This window comes from Streptomyces sp. NBC_00287, assembly GCF_036173105.1.
Classification (GTDB): domain Bacteria; phylum Actinomycetota; class Actinomycetes; order Streptomycetales; family Streptomycetaceae; genus Streptomyces.
Window position 1 is genome coordinate 3,185,732 of the sequence record NZ_CP108053.1, and the last position, 15,905, is coordinate 3,201,636.

General features: G+C 69.5%; 14 protein-coding genes. 9 read left to right on the forward strand and 5 right to left on the reverse strand.

Translation table 11 applies throughout. The features are described 5' to 3' along the window. The first annotated feature begins 24 nt into the window (after nt 1-24). From OHT76_RS14500 to OHT76_RS14510, 3 genes are all read left to right on the forward strand, one after another. Complete coding sequence (locus OHT76_RS14500; protein WP_328871233.1) at nt 25-1,416, forward strand: MGH1-like glycoside hydrolase domain-containing protein; 1,392 nt, start codon at nt 25-27, stop codon at nt 1,414-1,416. After that, entirely contained in the window at nt 1,413-3,353 is a 1,941-nt protein-coding gene (locus OHT76_RS14505; protein WP_328871234.1) for an amylo-alpha-1,6-glucosidase, read from the forward strand. The genes OHT76_RS14500 and OHT76_RS14505 overlap by 4 nt, the downstream gene beginning before the upstream one ends. Before the next feature lie 138 nt (nt 3,354-3,491). Next, nucleotides 3,492-5,363, forward strand: coding sequence for a CDP-alcohol phosphatidyltransferase (locus OHT76_RS14510; RefSeq protein ID WP_443049787.1), 1,872 nt, complete (start codon nt 3,492-3,494; stop codon nt 5,361-5,363). Here the strand turns inward: OHT76_RS14510 and dusB are convergent. Next, on the reverse strand, nt 5,360-6,502 hold the full coding sequence (dusB, locus tag OHT76_RS14515) for a tRNA dihydrouridine synthase DusB (RefSeq protein WP_328871235.1): 1,143 nt from the start codon (nt 6,500-6,502) through the stop codon (nt 5,360-5,362). The two genes, OHT76_RS14510 and dusB, sit on opposite strands and share 4 nt — an antisense overlap. Nucleotides 6,503-6,580: 78 nt before the next feature. On the opposite strand from dusB, the gene OHT76_RS14520 reads away from it, so the two are divergent. Beyond that, nucleotides 6,581-8,035, forward strand: coding sequence for an MFS transporter (locus OHT76_RS14520; protein WP_328871236.1), 1,455 nt, complete (start codon nt 6,581-6,583; stop codon nt 8,033-8,035). A gap of 60 nt (nt 8,036-8,095) precedes the next feature. Here OHT76_RS14520 and OHT76_RS14525 read toward each other — a convergent pair whose 3' ends face one another. From OHT76_RS14525 to OHT76_RS14535, 3 genes are all read right to left on the reverse strand, one after another. Beyond that, nucleotides 8,096-8,458, reverse strand: a complete 363-nt coding sequence (locus OHT76_RS14525; RefSeq protein ID WP_328871237.1) for a hypothetical protein — start codon at nt 8,456-8,458, stop codon at nt 8,096-8,098. 444 nt (nt 8,459-8,902) lie between these two features. After that, nucleotides 8,903-9,526 (reverse strand): 2'-5' RNA ligase family protein, encoded by a 624-nt coding sequence (locus tag OHT76_RS14530; protein WP_328871238.1) that lies wholly within the window; start codon nt 9,524-9,526, stop codon nt 8,903-8,905. Nucleotides 9,527-9,540: 14 nt separating this feature from the next. Continuing rightward, nucleotides 9,541-11,022: an XRE family transcriptional regulator gene (locus OHT76_RS14535; protein ID WP_328871239.1), complete on the reverse strand. Its 1,482-nt coding sequence runs from the start codon at nt 11,020-11,022 to the stop codon at nt 9,541-9,543. A 285-nt stretch (nt 11,023-11,307) separates the two neighbouring features. Here OHT76_RS14535 and OHT76_RS14540 point away from each other — a divergent pair, with 285 nt between their 5' ends. The 5 genes from OHT76_RS14540 (at nt 11,308) to OHT76_RS14560 (ending at nt 15,304) form a co-directional block, all read left to right on the forward strand. Beyond that, nucleotides 11,308-11,835, forward strand: coding sequence for a hypothetical protein (locus OHT76_RS14540; protein WP_328871240.1), 528 nt, complete (start codon nt 11,308-11,310; stop codon nt 11,833-11,835). A 391-nt stretch (nt 11,836-12,226) separates the two neighbouring features. After that, nucleotides 12,227-13,174: a radical SAM/SPASM domain-containing protein gene (locus tag OHT76_RS14545; RefSeq protein ID WP_328871241.1), complete on the forward strand. Its 948-nt coding sequence runs from the start codon at nt 12,227-12,229 to the stop codon at nt 13,172-13,174. An 8-nt stretch (nt 13,175-13,182) separates the two neighbouring features. Then, nucleotides 13,183-14,358: a protein-L-isoaspartate O-methyltransferase family protein gene (locus tag OHT76_RS14550; protein ID WP_328871242.1), complete on the forward strand. Its 1,176-nt coding sequence runs from the start codon at nt 13,183-13,185 to the stop codon at nt 14,356-14,358. 66 nt (nt 14,359-14,424) lie between these two features. Further along, entirely contained in the window at nt 14,425-14,631 is a 207-nt protein-coding gene (locus OHT76_RS14555; protein ID WP_328871243.1) for a hypothetical protein, read from the forward strand. Between the two features lie 49 nt (nt 14,632-14,680). Beyond that, the gene (locus OHT76_RS14560; protein ID WP_328871244.1) at nt 14,681-15,304 is read left to right on the forward strand and encodes a GNAT family N-acetyltransferase; all 624 of its coding nucleotides are present in this window, start codon (nt 14,681-14,683) and stop codon (nt 15,302-15,304) included. 4 nt (nt 15,305-15,308) lie between these two features. Here the strand turns inward: OHT76_RS14560 and OHT76_RS14565 are convergent, their stop codons facing one another. After that, nucleotides 15,309-15,899: a TetR family transcriptional regulator gene (locus OHT76_RS14565; RefSeq protein ID WP_328871245.1), complete on the reverse strand. Its 591-nt coding sequence runs from the start codon at nt 15,897-15,899 to the stop codon at nt 15,309-15,311. Nucleotides 15,900-15,905: the final 6 nt, after the last annotated feature.

Below are 15,905 nucleotides of genomic sequence, written 5' to 3' on the forward strand. Positions count from 1 at the left end.
GAGTCGTCCCCCGGGGAGTCCCGAGTGAATCGCACCGCCGAGCTGGATGTCCGCCTGCCAGGGCGAGCCATTGCATACGATCCGGCCACCCCGGCGCATTCACTGCACGTCAGGGCCGCCGACGTCCTGGAGGCCAACTGGACGGGCGCGTCCACGGTCCCCTCGCGCGGGCTGTATCCGCACCAGTGGTCCTGGGACTCGGCGTTCATCGCCATCGGGCTCAGACATCTGTCGCCGTTACGGGCCCAGACGGAGCTGGAGACGCTGCTGGACGCCCAGTGGGGCGACGGGCGGATCCCGCACATCGTCTTCAACCCCTCCGTCCCCCTCGACGCGTACTTCCCCAGCCCCGACTTCTGGCGCTCCTCGACCGCGGGGCGCGCTGCGGGCGCCCCGCGCACCGTACAGACGTCCGGGATCGTGCAGCCACCGGTGCACGCCCTGGCCGCCTGGCTGGTGCACCGCGCCGACCCCGGTCTTTCGCGCGGGCGGGGCTTCCTGGCCCGGATCTACCCCAAGTTGGCGGCCTGGCACCGCTATCTCCTGCACCGGCGGGACCTGGGCGGCGGCGGTCTCGCGTCCGTCGTACACCCGTGGGAGCAGGGGATGGACAACAGCCCCTGCTGGGACGCCCCGCTGCGCCGGATCGTCCCGGCTTCCGCGCGCTCCTTCCGGCGCGCGGACCTCGACCACGGGGCGGCGGAGGACCGGCCGACGGATCTGGACTACGGGCGGTATGTGCGGCTGGCGACGGACTACCGGGACCGCGGTTACGCCGACGGCCCTGGCGCCTTCGCCGTCGAGGACCCGGCGTTCAACGCCCTGCTCATCGCCTCCGAACACGCCCTGGCGCGGATCGCCCGCGAACTGGGAGCGACGGGCACGGCCCGGCACGCGCGCGCGGAGCGCCTGACGGCGACGCTGGTGGAGCGGCTGTGGGAGCCGACGGAGGGGATGTTCTTCTGCCGGGACGTGCGAGGGGGCGAGCTGATCCCTGAGCGGTCCGTCTCCGGTCTGATCCCGCTGCTGCTGCCCGGACTCCCGCGCGACGTCGCCGCCGCCCTCGTCCGTACGGCGGGCGGACCGCACTTCTCGCTCGGCGACACCACCCGCCTGGTCCCGTCGTACGACCTTCTCGGCGAGGCCTTCGATCCGCACCGCTACTGGCGGGGCCCGGCCTGGTTCAACACCAGCTGGCTGCTGGAGCGCGGGCTGCGGATGTACGGCGAGCGGGAGCGCGCCGACGCACTGCGGACGGCCGTACTGGACCTGGCCGGCGCCTCCGACTTCGCGGAGTACGTCGACCCGTACACGGGCGAGGCCTGCGGAGTCACCGGCTTCGGCTGGACCGCCGCGCTCACGCTCGACCTGCTGCACAGCGACACCTCAGCCATCAAGGGAGGGGACCGGGGATGACGGACCGGCATCATCTGCTCGTGCACGGGGAGACGTTCGCCGCCGTGGGGGACGGCGGAGACATCAGCGGCGTCCGAGGCGCCGGCACCTCCCCGGACGGGTTGTTCGTAAGGGACGCCCGCCACCTCAGCCGCTGGCAACTGACGCTGGACGGCGCGGTACCGGAGGCCCTGACGCCCGTGGCCGACGGGGACACGGCCCGCTGCGTCCTGGTCCCCCGAGGCGGCCGCCAGGAGCCCCCGGCGTACACGCTCTTCCGCGAACAGGCGGTCGGGGCAGGCGCGTTCGTCGAGGCGTTACGAGTCACCAGCAACCTCCCCACCCCCACCACGGTCCGTCTGGCGATCACCGCGGACGCCGACTTCACCGACCAGTTCGAACTCCGCTCCGACCACCGCACCTACACCAAGACCGGCGCCACCCGCTCCCGCCAAGTCCTGGACCACGGCGTGGAGTTCACGTACCAGCGGGGCGAATGGCGATCGTGTACGACCGTGACGGCCGAGCCGGCGCCGGACGCGGTGGAGGAAACCGGCACGGGCGCGAGGCGCCTGGTATGGACCCTGGACCTGGAGCCGCACGGCACGGCGGAGCTGGCGCTGCGGGTGATGGCCCGCCCGCACGGCGACAAGCGGGCGCTGCGAGTACCGCGCTCCCCCGCCGCCCTGAACGAGCAACTCCTCGCGCTGGAGGGTGAGTTCGTGGAGGGCGTGTCCTTCCCGACGGGCTGGCCGGAGCTGGCGGCGGCCTGCGCCCGAGGCCTGGCGGACCTGGCCGCGCTGCAGATCCCGGCGACCGGCCTGGACGGCGAGGAAGTCCGCGTGCCCGCGGCGGGAGCTCCCTGGTTCCTGACGCTCCTGGGCAGGGACGCCCTGCTCACCTCCCTCTTCGCCCTCCCCTACCGCCCGAGCCTCGCGGCGGCCACACTCCCCGCGCTGGCGGCGACCCAGGCCAAGGAGACGGGCGCGACCTCGGTGGCCCAGCCCGGCAAGATCGTGCACGAGGTCAGGCACGGCGAGCTGGCCCACTTCGGCCAGGTGCCGTTCGGCCGTTACTACGGCTCGGTGGACGCGACGCCGCTGTTCCTGGTCCTGCTGGGCGCGTACGTCGAACAGACCGGGGACGTCTCACTGGCCCGCCGTCTGGAGCGGCACGCCCGGGCCGCCGTCGCCTGGATGCTGGACCACGGCGGCCTCACCTCCCGCGGCTATCTGGTCTACCGGGCCGACCGCGGCGGCCTGGCCAACCAGAACTGGAAGGACTCCCCCGGCGCGATCTGCTGGTCCGACGGCACGCGGGCGAGCGGCTCGGTGATGGCGGCGGGCGCACAGGGGTACGCGTACGACGCACTGCGCCGCACGGCGGGGCTGTCCCGCACGGTATGGCAGGACGAGACCTACGCGGCGCTGCTGGAACAAGCGGCCGGGGACCTGCGGGACCGCTTCCAACGGGACTTCTGGATGCCGGAGCACTCCTTCCCCGCGCTGGCTCTCGACGGCGAGGGCCGCCAGGTGGACGCGCTGGCCTCGGACGCCGGGCATCTGCTCTGGTCGGGCCTGCTGGACAAGGAGTACGGCGAGCTGGTGGGCCGCCGCCTGCTGGAACAGGACTTCTTCTCGGGCTGGGGCGTCCGTACCCTCGCCGCGGGCCAACCGGCCTACCACCCCCTCTCCTACCACCGAGGCTCGGTCTGGCCGCACGACAACGCCCTCATCACCCTGGGCCTCTCCCGCTACGGCCTCCACGACGAGGCCCGAACGGTGGCCCATGCCCTGGTGGACGCGGCAACGGCAACAGGCCACCGCCTCCCGGAGGTGCTGGCGGGCTACGGCCGGGACACCCACCCGGAACCGGTCCCGTACCCCCACGCCTGCGTACGCGAGTCCCGCTCGGCTACGGCACCGCTGGCGCTGCTGACGGCGGTGGGCGGGGCGTGAAGGGGTAGTTGGGCGGGCGTTTGCCGGGTGTTTGCAGAGCGGTGGGCGGATTGGCTGAACAGTGGCGGGAACGGGCCCGTACGAACCTACGGCGGGCCCAACGCCCCGCCACCAGGGACCGCACGGAAGGACCACCGGGTGCCTGTCTTCACGCGCCTACGCCAGCTACAGGGCACACGGACAATTGAGCGGACTCCATCTGAACCGATAGACGGCGAGGGCACGGAGGACGACAGCGCAGCCGCAGCCACCCATGGCGAACCCGCAGCCGCCGACGGCGAACCCGCCCCACAGGGGCCACCCGCACCCGACAACGAAGGCGGTACGGGTGGTGCGGGTGGGAACCAAAAAGAGGCCGAAGGCGAAGCCGAGGCCGAGAAACCGCGCCCCATCCTCCGCTGGACACTCACCACCCTCTCCGCCGCCCTCGTCCTCACCACCCTCCTCCTCCCCAACAGCCTCCACGCCCTCCAACTCAACCGCTTCACCCGCATCCCCGCGGAAGCGATAGTCGGCGCCGCAGTCCTCCTCGCCCTCCCCCGCCGCCCCCGCATCATCACCGCAGCCATCACCGGCACAGCCCTCGGCGCCCTCACCATCCTCAACTTCCTGGACATGGGCTTCCGCGAATACCTGGGCCGAGGCTTCAACCTGGTCCTCGACTGGTCCCTCCTGGACGACGCCCAGGGATACATGAAGGACTCGATGGGCGCCGCCACCACCCTCACCGCGACCATCGGCGCCGTACTGCTCGCCGTACTCCTCCTCGTACTCACCGCCCTGGCCACAGTCAGAATCGGCAACATCCTGGCCGCCCACAAACAACAGGCCACCAAGGCCACCCTCATAGCCGGCACGGTCTGGATCACCTGCTCCACCCTCGGCCTCCAACTCGCAGGCCTGCCTATAGCCTCAGACCGAGCGGCCTCCGCACTGGCGATCCAGGCAAAGCGAGTCCAGAGCACCCTCAGAGACGAAGCGGCCTTCGCGAAGGAAGCAAAGGCGGACACCTTCGGCGCGACACCGGCCGACCAACTGCTCCCCGACCTCCGCGGCAAGGACGTCATCTTCACGTTCATAGAGAGCTACGGCAGAAGCGCAATCGAGGACCCGATCATCGCCCCGGGCGTGACGAGCACCCTCGACGCAAGCACCAAGTCCCTGGAAGCAGCGGGCTACAAGGCGAAAAGCGGCTGGCTGACCTCGGCTACCTACGGCGGCAGCAGCTGGCTCGGCCACTCCACCTTCCTCTCCGGCCTGTGGATCGACAACCAGCAGCGCTATCGCACGGTCACCTCCGGCGACCACCTGACCCTCACCAAGGCGTTCCAGAAGACGGGCGCCTGGGACACGGTGGGCATCATGCCGGGCATCCAGAAGGGCTGGCCGGAGGCCGGCTTCTACGGGCTCGACAAGGTCTACGACGCCTTCCATCTCGGCTACCAGGGCCCGAAGTTCAGCTGGTCGACGATGCCGGACCAGTACACGCTGGAAGCCTTCCAACGCATGGTCCACGGCAAGAAGCGCGACAAGCCCTTGATGTCGGAGATCATCCTGACCTCCAGCCACCAACCCTGGGCCCCCATCCCGAAGATGGTCGACTGGGACGACCTGGGCGACGGCTCACTCTTCGACGCCATCCAGAAGGAGGGTAAGAAGCCGCAGGACATCCTCGCGGACTCCACCAAGTCCCGTGAGGAGTACGGCAAGTCGATCGAGTACTCGGTGACGTCCCTGACCGAGTGGCTGGAACGCTACGGCACCAAGGACACGGTCCTGGTCTTCCTCGGCGACCACCAGCCGATCGCCCGAGTCAGCGGCAACAAGGCCGGCCGGGACGTCCCGATCTCCATCGTGGCCAAGGACCCGAAGGTCCTGGACAAGATCACCACCTGGAACTGGACGAACGGCCTCCAGCCGTCCCCCGAGGCCCCCGTCTGGAAAATGGACACCTTCCGAGACCGCTTCCTGAAGGCGTACGGCTCAACACCGCACCCCACAAAGGACTAACCGCCAGAGGTGTCCAGCTCCGCGTCCTCACTGATGCCCGCACAGTCGTACGGATCCTTCAGCCAACCGTCCGGAAGAACAACCCGGTTGTTCCCCGACGTACGCCCACGAGGCCCGTCCGCCCCGACCGGCCAGGCCTGATCCAGGTCCAACTCGTCGAGACCGGAGCGGAGTTCGGCCAGCGAAGACGTAATGGCAAGCCGCTTGCGCATCTCGGAGCCGACGGCGAAGCCCTTCAGATACCAGGCGACATGCTTACGGAAGTCGATGACCCCACGCGCCTCGTCACCAATCCACTCACCGAGGAGGGTGGCGTGCAGGACCATGACGTCGGCGACCTCGCGCAGAGCGGGCCGTGCGATGTCCTGATCGCGCCCCTCGAAGGCCGCCACCAGATCCGCGAAGAGCCACGGCCGACCGAGGCACCCCCGCCCGACCACAACCCCGTCGCACCCGGTCTCCCGCACCATCCGCACCGCGTCCTCGGCCGACCAGATGTCACCGTTGCCGAGCACGGGAATCTCCGGCACATGCTCCTTGAGCCGCGCGATGGCGTCCCAGTCGGCGGTGCCGCCGTAGTGCTGGGCGGCGGTACGGCCGTGCAGCGCAATCGCCGTGACGCCCTCCTCGACGGCGATCCGCCCGGCATCGAGGAAGGTGATGTGATCGTCGTCGATGCCCTTGCGCATTTTCATGGTCACCGGCAGATCACCGGCGCCCGAGACCGCCTCGCGCAGGATCGCCCGCAGCAGGTGTCGCTTGTACGGCAGCGCGGACCCGCCACCCTTCCGCGTCACCTTCGGCACCGGGCACCCGAAGTTCAGGTCGATGTGATCGGCGAGGTCCTCTTCCGCGATCATGCGGACGGCCTTGCCGACGGTCGCGGGGTCGACGCCGTACAGCTGGATGGACCGGGGCTTCTCACTCTCGTCGAAGTGAATGAGCTGCATGGTCTTGTCATTGCGCTCGACCAGCGCCCGAGTGGTGATCATCTCGCTGACGAACAGCCCCTTGCCACCACTGAACTCCCGGCACAGGGTGCGGAAGGGCGCGTTGGTGATCCCGGCCATGGGGGCCAGGACGACGGGCGGCTGAACGGTGTGCGGGCCGATCTGCAGGGGCGAGGCGGTCATGGACATCCCTCCATTGTGCCGTGCGGCGAGCGGACCCACATCATTAGTTAGACGCACTATCGATATCGGTGTACGGTGAAACGCATGCCCGAGCTCAGCCACCGCCGACGCATGCTGGTCCTCGCGATCTGCTGTATGAGCCTGCTGATCGTGAGCCTCGACAACACCGTCCTCAACGTGGCCCTGCCCGCCATGCAGCAGGACCTGCACGCGAGCACGGCGGGCCTGCAGTGGACGATCGACGCGTACACGCTGGTCCTCGCCTCGCTCCTGATGCTCGCGGGCTCCACGGCCGACCGCATCGGCCGCAAACGCGTCTTCATGGTCGGCCTGGTCGTCTTCACGATCGGCTCGGCGCTGTGCTCCATGGCGCCGAACCTGGACGCGCTGATCGCCTTCCGCATGGTGCAGGCGGTGGGCGGTTCGATGCTCAACCCGGTCGCCATGTCGATCATCACGAACACCTTCACGGACTCCAGGGAACGGGCCCGGGCGATCGGGGTGTGGGGTGCGGTGGTCGGTATCTCGATGGCGGCCGGCCCCCTGGTGGGCGGCCTGCTGGTGGACTCGATCGGCTGGCGCTCGATCTTCTGGGTAAACCTGCCGGTGGGCGTGGCGGCGCTGCTCCTGACCCTGCGGTACGTGCCGGAGTCCCGGGCACCCAAGGCCCGCCGTACGGACCCGGTCGGACAGGTACTGGTGATCGTGCTGTTCGGATCACTGACGTACGCGATCATCGAGGCACCGAATTCACTGCCCGAGATCGTGCCGTACGCGCTACTGGCGGTGCTGGCCCTGGCAGGCCTGCTCCGCTACGAACCCCGCCGCACCGAACCCCTGATCGACCTGCGCTTCTTCCGCTCGGCCCCCTTCAGCGGCGCCACGGTGATCGCGATCAGCGCCTTCGCGGCGCTGGGCGGCTTCCTGTTCCTGTCGACGCTGTACCTACAGAACGTCCGGGGCCTCAGCGCCCTCCACGCCGGCCTGTGGATGCTCCCGATGGCCGTACCGACGTTCCTGTGCGCCCCGCTGTCCGGCCGCCTGGTGGGCAACAGGGGCCCACGCATCCCCCTCCTGATCGCAGGCGTGGCCATGACGACCAGCGCCGCACTGTTCGCCCTCTTCGACGCCGAGACCTCGAACACCACCCTCTTCCTCGGCTACGCCCTCTTCGGCATCGGCTTCGGCTTCGTCAACGCCCCCATCACGAATACGGCGGTGTCCGGGATGCCGAGGGCGCAGGCCGGGGTGGCAGCGGCCGTGGCCTCGACCAGCCGCCAACTCGGCCAGACGCTGGGCGTAGCGGTGGTCGGGGCGGTGCTGGCGGCGGGCGTGGGAACGTCGTCGTACCGGAATGCGTTCGTGTCGGCCGCGGTTCCGGGTTGGTGGATCCTCACGGGATGCGGCCTCACGGTCCTACTCCTCGGCGCGCTGACGACCGGCCCTTGGGCAAGGCGTACGGCGGAACGCACGGCGGAGCGCCTGGAGACGGCGGAGGTACGCCAGAACACGACCCTGACCTCTGGATCGCGGAGTTGAGAGGAAGAGAACGCCGAGATCGACGCCCTGTGCGACGAGGGCCGCTTCTACGGCTGATCGTCATCTCCGGAACAGCCCGAACTTGCGCCGCTGAGAACCTGCCTCGGGCTCCTCGGGGGGCGCCTCGGGCTCGCGTACCTCTACGAGTTCCGCCACCGAGACGCGAAAGTCGGCGGAGACATATTCGTGACTGCTATGCAATCTGAAGAGGACGCGGAGAGCCCCGTCCGGCACACGGTAGATCTCCCGTATATGACTGCTCGCGTATCCGAAGCGGTCGTGCGTCCGGGCCACTTCCAGAGCCACGGCCCATGCCTCGTCGGCGTCATCACCTGCGGGGATGGTCTTCGCGACACGGTACTCGGTGCCGCCGCTGCCCAAGTCCGACTGCTCGACGAGCACGAACCATCCTGTGGCCGTCATCAACACCCCTCCCACGTCATCACCGTTGGCGCCCGGAGCCTACTGGCTCCCTGCCTCCCGACCTTCACCTGCGGTGGCACCAGAATTAGGTCAAGACCACCGCTGGCAGCTCGTCGCGACGCATGCTGTCCCGGAAGGCTCTGTGCCGGATCACCACTGCCGAGCTGGTGCGTGAGTGGAATTGCCTGCGTGCCGGGGGGACCCCGGCTGAGCGCAGACGCCCAGGAGGCGTTGGTCGGGGTGAAGCGCGTCGATCGGGCCCACGAAACGACGGGGCGGTGCGGCGCCGTCTCTTGCCGAGAAGGCACCACGGTCGGTATGCGCCGCCGCTCCTCCGTCCACGGCCAGCTCGTCGAGCTGGAGACGAAGGGCGCCATCGTCCGCGAGCCGGGTCAGCCCGCGGCATACGGCTCGCGCGCTGATGATGGCGCCCAGGCTCGCGTGCTATCCGAGCGGCACCCTTGCGAAGGACTCCCACTCGTACATGTAGTGGTCGCGGTGGATGACGATCAGCTCCGCACTGGCGATGCGGGCGTGCGCGGGTGTGAAGTCGCTCCCGGCAAGTGTCTGCGCGATGGGCTCCGAAGGGCCGTCGCTGGAGCTGTAGGCCACGGAGACGTGAGGGGTAAACCCCTCCGCCTTCTCCGGCACGTCACCCAGGACGTCACCGATGGAGGCACAGATGGCGTCCCGCACGGCCCGAACCGGAGCGTCTGGCTGAACGTGCAGAAGCACAGCCTCAGGGTCCAGGACCTCAGGCCCGATCTTGAGATCGAAGGCCGGGACGGCGGCAAGCCGCGTAGTGGCAACGTCGACGATGGCCTGAACGTCTTGCTCCTTCACCTCGCCCACGAAACCGATGCCCTGCATGGTCAGGTGCAGCCACTGGTCAGGGATCGGGGTGAGGATGTCGCCCTGCGGTGCCAGCGCGGCCCGGTACTCGGCAGCGAGCCGGTGCACATCACCCTGGCCCTCGAAGGTCAAATGCCAGGTGTAGAAGCGCCGTCCCACGCTCCAGCCGGGGCGCCACCACCAGTGGTTCCGCATGATCTCGGTGTGAGTCGTCATATCCCGAGATCAAATCAGGCAGAACCTTCCCCTGGCGAGAGTGCGAGGTGCCGTGGAGCGGAGTCCACGCAGAACCCTTCGATCGCGGCTCGCAGCCCTACGGCCGCAGTTCCCTGGGCGCTCGGTCGGCCAATCCGGCCGGACAACTCATTCAGCCGACTGGTGACGGGCGCCAGGCGATGGTCCGGCGGGAGCGCGAGGACCGGTGCGAGGGCTTCCAGGGCGCCTTCAGCTTCGCCGTCGGCGAGGTGCGCCGCAGCCTGACTGATGTGAATCTGTGCCTCGGTGCCGTACGCCCTGACCCGCTGCACGGACATCAGACAGAGGGCCTGGTCGGCTGACCGCAGTGCGTCCGCCGGGTGGCCGATACGCAGTTGCACTGCGGCGGCGTAGTTCTGCTGCCGAGCTGGCTGGCAGGCGAAGATGCCGCCGACTTCGTCTTCGCCGCTCACACCGTCGCGCGCATCCTCGGAGCGGGCGAGCGCAGCCAGGGCCTCGTCGTGCGCGCCCAGTTCCGACCAGGCGTCGGCTTCCTGGCACGCGAGCAGCACACCGACTGTGCCCGACGTTCGGAACGTGGCACCGCGCCGGGCAAAGCTGATGGCGTCCCTCAGACGTCCGTCCCAGAACGCCACCTTCGAGCGGGTGGACAGCACCCACGCACGCAGGTCGCTATGGCCCGCGAGCTCAGCGCACAGCCACGCCGTTCGCCCTTGGGTGTCCGCATCCCGCAGCTGACCCAAGTCCGAGGACATCCACGCGAGCAGTCCGCACAGATAGCCGGCGGCAACGTAGAGATCGGCGGCTTGGCGCGGGTATTGGTGCCCTTCGAGCAGCGCGAAGACACGGTCGCGGAGTGCTCGCGTACGAACGAAGAGGGCGACAGGGTCAGAGGTGAGGTAGTCCGAAGCCAGGCCTCGCATCTCCGCCATCAGCTGTTCCAGCGCGATGTCGCCGACGTTCGAGGCCTCCGCCCACTGCGCCCACGACGCCGACTCGTCGGCGGCGAGGCGTACGAGCTCGGTGCCCGACGGTTCGGCCGCCAGGGGAGGCGGCTGCGGTGTGGGCGCCGGTGAGGCCGGTTCGATGCGCGCTGACTGGCTGTTGATGATGCGGATATCGGCGTCCGACAGGGAACGGCGGTCGTCAAGGTCCAGGAGGTCGCGCATACGGCACGCGAATGCCTCGGCCATCGCATGCAGCACGGCGATGCTGGGTCGCCGCGAGGAAGGGCCCGGCCACTTCTCCCACTTGCCCACGAGGGAGGCGTCAGCGGCGACAGCTTCGCCGGGGTGCTGGATGCTGGCCTGAGTGATGCGGTCCGCCGTTTCCTGGAGAGTCCAGCCGTAGGCGTGACGCCAGGCTTCGCGCGGACGCATGCGGTACCGCGTACGCATCTCGATGGCGATGTCCGCGACCGAACAACCGGCGGCAGTCATGTCCTGGCGGAGGAGGTCTCGGTCGGCCTTCGAACCAGGCTTGTTGGGAGCGTTCATCGGCAAGTTCTCCCTGCACGGCGTCGTGGACTCACGGTAGTGGCCGTGTACCTCTCCTGAGTGAGCGTCAGCCTCAGCGGGACGGCAATGCTGCCCAACCGTGTGTCCAAGAAGCCGAGTTATGCCAGGTCACCGGCGCGCCTGCGGTCCAGAAAAGTTGGTCACCGGTGCCCGTGACGGCAACGGCCCGCCTTGGAACCGTAGGAGTCCTACAGATCAGACCCGGCGACCGCGACGAACGGCCCCGGGAGTGGTCAACGCTCAAACCAGCGAGGGAGCGTCGACATGACGAACCATAGGGCCCTCGGAGAGGCCTGCACAGCAGCAAGTCCCCCACCCAACGAGACGGTCCAGGAGTGGCTCGCCTACGCACACCCCAAGGTGCACCAGGAGTGGAGCAGCACCGCCGGGCTCGCCCTGATCCCGCTGGGACGCCTCTTCGACGCGGTACGCCTCTCCGAGCACCTCGTCCGCAGCGTTGCCGGTGTCAGCGGCCCCGCCACCGTGAACGACTGGCTCGGCCGGAGCCTCAACAGCGGCCCAGTCATCCATGACCCCTCGGGCCACCGCTACTACGCCCTCGTACCGTCCGGCACCGCCCCGGACTGGCGCGTGCCTGCCGCAGCTTGCCTCGGTGAGGGCACCTACCTGGGCGTGCCGCGCACCGATCTGACGGAGTGGGAGGAGCACGCCTGGTGCTCGTACTGGGCGGTGCCTTTGACCCGGCCGGGCCGGCTGTGCAGGACGACCGATGTGCTGGCGCTCGTGATGGCTGGTCACGACCCGGCGGACGACGACGGGGACAAGCCGTGACCGCGCCCGCCACGCAGGCCGCTCCCTTGTCGGCGGAGTGCTCGCTGGCTCAGCGCCCGGCGTACAGGGGCCTGCACAGCCAGTGCCACCAGACCAAGGACATCCCCCTCCCCCACGGGGGCGGCATCCTCCTGCAACGCCGCTGCGGCTGCTCCTGCCACCGGTGGAACGGACGCGCAGTGTGAACGCGATCTCCGGCCTCCTGCTGTACGTGGCCGCCGTGACCACTCCCGTCCTCGCCCTGGTGCTGGCGCGGACGCCGTCCTGACGCACCCCCATGGCGACCGCAGGGTCAGGGTCGCACCTGCACCCGCCCGTCATGCGGAAGCCCTAAAGCCTGCGCGGGGTGGGTCTCCCGTCCGCGTTCCAGTCACCCAGGAGGCAGCACCACATGACCGCTTCAGTGGAAACACCGGGCCGCACCGAGCCCGGCCGTGTGACGTTTCTTGAGCTGGAGATCACCAGCCGGTGCCAGCTCACGTGCGCGTCGCACTGTTACGCGGAAGCCGGCCCGACGCAAGGCCATGGCGCCATGAGTGGCGAGGACTGGCGGCGGATCATCGACGAGGCCGCGGCGATGGGTGTCGAGGCCGTGCAGTTCATTGGCGGCGAGCCCACCCTGCACCCGGAGTTCACTCAGCTACTCGGCCACGCCCTGAATGCGGGCCTGCGTGTTCAGGTGTTCAGCAACCTCTACCGGGTCCGCGCCGAGCACTGGGAGCTGTTCGCGCATCCCCGCGTGAGCCTGGGCACGTCGTACTACTCCAGCGACCCCGACGAGCACGACGAGATCACCGGCCGTAAGGGGTCCCACGACTCGACTCGGGCGAACATCGTCGAGGCCGTTCGCCGCGGGATCCCCCTCAAGGTCGGCATCATCCACATGCGGGACGGGCAGCGCACCGAAGAGGCCCGCTCGGAGATCGCCGCGCTCGGAGTGCAACGGGTGCACATCGACCGGGTGCGCGCCGTCGGCAACGCCGCAAAGGGGATGATCCCGTCCACGTCGGCGCTGTGCGGCCGGTGCGCGGACGGCAAGGCAGCCGTCCTGCCCGATGGACAGGTGGCCCCATGCGTGCTGGGCAGGTTCCTGCCCGCCGGGGACGTCAAGACGGGATCGTTGGCGGAGGTGTTCGCCGGACAGGAGTGGGCACGGGTCGCCGCGAGCATTCCGCGCGGACACCGGGGCGGATGTACGCCGGACGAGGACTCGTGCATGCCCTCGCCGGGTCAGGCGCCGTCCGTCGACCGGACGGTGACCGCCTGCAATCCTGATCTGGACGGGGACGACTGCTCGCCCGCCGAAACTCCCGCCTGCGCCCCTTCGGTCGAGGAATAGTGAAGGCCATGGACTGGCAACGTCACGCCGAAGCCCTCGCCGCCACAACAGTGCATCCGTCCTCGCGGTGGCGCGGACCGCTCGCCAGTACGCCCAGGCATCTGTTCGTGCCCCGCTGGTGGGGCCGTGCCCGCGACAGCAGCGACACTTGGACCCTGAGGGACGGCCCGGCCGACACCGGCGCATGGCTGAAGTCGGCGTACGCGAACACCACTCTGGTCACCAGGGTCGGCACCCTGCACGCCGACGAGGCCACCGGGCGCACTGCACAGGGGCGGCCCACCTCGTCGTCGACGCTGCCCGGGCTGGTGGTGACGCTGTACCGGCACGCCATGCTCGAAGAGCGCTCCCGCACGCTGGTGGTCACCGGTTCCGGCTACGGCACCGCGCTGGCCTGCGCCCGGCTCGGTGCCGCATACGTGACCAGCGTGGACGTCGAGCCGTATGTGGTGAAGGCCGCCGGTGAGCGCCTGGACGCGATCGGGCTTCATCCAACCCTCGCCGTCTGCGACATCACCGGGGAACTTCCCGGCGAGTTCGACCGGATCGTCTCCACCGTGGCGGTCGAGTCCGTTCCCACGTCCTGGCTGCGCGCCCTACGAGCCGGTGGACGCCTGGTGACCACGCTCGCCGGTACGGGGCTCCTCATCACCGCCAACAAGACCGACGACGGCGGGGCAGCGGGCCGCGTCGAGTGGGACCGCGCCGCGTTCATGGTCACCCGGCACGGCACGGACTACCCACCACAACGCGAAGAGCTGTTCGGGGCGATCAGGGACCGCGAGGGAGAGACGGTCAGCCACAGCCCCTATCCGGTCGTGGACGTCCGCAACGCCTGGGAACTGTGGAGCACCTTCACCGTGCACAATCCGCGCGTCGAGCACTGGTACGAGGAGAAGGAAGGGCGCCGTACGGCGTGGATGGCGCACCCCGACGGCTCGTGGGCGCGTGCCACTGCCACCGGCACGGAACCCGCCGAAGTCCACCAGGCCGGCGCCCAGCGCCTGTGGGACGAACTCGACCGCATCCGCCACTGGTGGCTGGCGGACGGCTACCTCAACACCTACGGAGCCAACCTCACGGTCACTCCCCACGGGGTGACCACGCTCTCCCGCGGCGGATGGACAGCATCCCTGGGCCGGCCACCCAGGACCCCAGGCCACAGCTTGGACAACTCACCGTGAAGGACCCCCTGTTGATGTTGCCCATGCTGCACACTCCTCCTTGTTTCCCGGGACTCTGGAGGCGTCATGCCGCAGATCAATACGAGCAAGGTCACCCGCTGGGACCAGCACGGGCGTGAGCACGTCGTGCAGGTCCGGCGTACGGGAGTGCAGCGGACCGTCAGATGTGACACCTGCGGGTGGCGTATCTCGGCGCAGTTCCTGCCGTGGCTGAAGGCGGAGGAGCATCTGGCCGAGGCGCATCAGGCGACGGTGGACCCGTCCGTCGCCTGACGAGGCCCAACCCTTGTGGGAGCGCTCCCAGGCGCGGCAGGATGCAGCAGTGACCCCACTGCCCGCCGTACGCCCCTATCGCCCCGCAGATCGCCCCGCCGTCGACAACATCTGCGTCCGCACCGCCCACCAGGGCGGTGACAGCCGTCCCCACTACGCGGACCCCGGCATCTTCCCGGCCACCTTCGCCGCCCCGTACGTCGAGTTGGAGCCGGAGCTCGCCTTCGTGCTGGACGACGGTCAGGGGCAGGCCGTGGGATACATCCTCGGCACCGCCGACACCCCCCGCTTCGCCGCCGAATTCCGCAGGAAGTGGCTCCCGACGGTCGCCGACCGCTACCCGGCACCCGAGGGCCCGCCCACGACCCCCGACGAGACGATCGCCGAACTGCTCCACCACCCCGAGCGGATGGTCCTGCCCGAGCTGCTCGTCTACCCGGCCCATCTGCACATCGATCTGCTCCCCGAGTGGCAGGGCAAGGGTCATGGCCGGGCTCTGATGCGCACGTTCCTCCAGGCCCTGCACACCGGCGGGGTCCCGGCCGTCCACCTGGTCATGGCGACCGCCAACACCCGGGCCCGGACCTTCTACGACCGTATGGGCTTCCATGACATCGCGGTGCCGGAGCCCGGCTCGGCCACCTTCCTGGGCCGTACGACGAAGGTGAGCTGAGCCGTCAGGCCCGCAGTCCGCGTACCAGCAGATCCACGACCGCCTCGAACTCGCCCTGCACACCCGGCCGTTCCCACTCCTCGTGATAGCCCGGGTCGTGGAAGCAGGCCGTGGCCTGGAAGACGGCGCGGGCGGTGGTGAGCGGGTCGGCGGCGGTGAAGAGGCCGTCATCGACCCCGGCGCGGACGATCTCGGCGAGCTGGCCGGTGAGGTCGTCGAGGTGCTCGTCCACCGCCTCACTGTTCTCCGTGGTCAGCACGGTGTACGTGGCGAAGAGCTCGGGGTCGTCCCCGGCCTTGTGCCGCTTGGCGTCGAACAGGGCCAGCAGCCAGGCCCGCAGCCGGGCCTCCGGGTCCCGCTCGGTCCCGGCGACGATCCCGGCCAGCGCCTCGGACGTACGGTCCAGCCAGCGCTTGGTCACCGCCTCCCGCAGCGCCGCCTTGGTCCGGAAGTGCCGGTAGACGCTGCCGTGGCTGACGCCGAGCGCGCGGGCCACGTCCACCACCGTGGCTTTGGCCGGCCCGTGGCGGCGCAGCACCTCCTCGGTGGCTTCGAGGATGCGCTCGGCGGTCAGGGCTTCGGAGGTCGGTGCCATGGAGGA

What these genes read in the sequence shown, in the direction of transcription:
- OHT76_RS14525 (WP_328871237.1), bottom strand. Translation starts at nt 8,458, where the DNA reads ATGACGGCCACAGGATGGTTCGTGCTCGTCGAGCAGTCGGACTTGGGC.
- OHT76_RS14530 (WP_328871238.1), bottom strand. Translation starts at nt 9,526, where the DNA reads ATGACGACTCACACCGAGATCATGCGGAACCACTGGTGGTGGCGCCCC.
- OHT76_RS14565 (WP_328871245.1), bottom strand. Translation starts at nt 15,899, where the DNA reads ATGGCACCGACCTCCGAAGCCCTGACCGCCGAGCGCATCCTCGAAGCC.
- OHT76_RS14545 (WP_328871241.1), top strand. Translation starts at nt 12,227, where the DNA reads ATGACCGCTTCAGTGGAAACACCGGGCCGCACCGAGCCCGGCCGTGTG.
- OHT76_RS14540 (WP_328871240.1), top strand. Translation starts at nt 11,308, where the DNA reads ATGACGAACCATAGGGCCCTCGGAGAGGCCTGCACAGCAGCAAGTCCC.
- OHT76_RS14535 (WP_328871239.1), bottom strand. Translation starts at nt 11,022, where the DNA reads ATGAACGCTCCCAACAAGCCTGGTTCGAAGGCCGACCGAGACCTCCTC.
- OHT76_RS14550 (WP_328871242.1), top strand. Translation starts at nt 13,183, where the DNA reads ATGGACTGGCAACGTCACGCCGAAGCCCTCGCCGCCACAACAGTGCAT.
- OHT76_RS14505 (WP_328871234.1), top strand. Translation starts at nt 1,413, where the DNA reads ATGACGGACCGGCATCATCTGCTCGTGCACGGGGAGACGTTCGCCGCC.
- OHT76_RS14520 (WP_328871236.1), top strand. Translation starts at nt 6,581, where the DNA reads ATGCCCGAGCTCAGCCACCGCCGACGCATGCTGGTCCTCGCGATCTGC.
- OHT76_RS14555 (WP_328871243.1), top strand. Translation starts at nt 14,425, where the DNA reads ATGCCGCAGATCAATACGAGCAAGGTCACCCGCTGGGACCAGCACGGG.
- dusB (WP_328871235.1), bottom strand. Translation starts at nt 6,502, where the DNA reads ATGTCCATGACCGCCTCGCCCCTGCAGATCGGCCCGCACACCGTTCAG.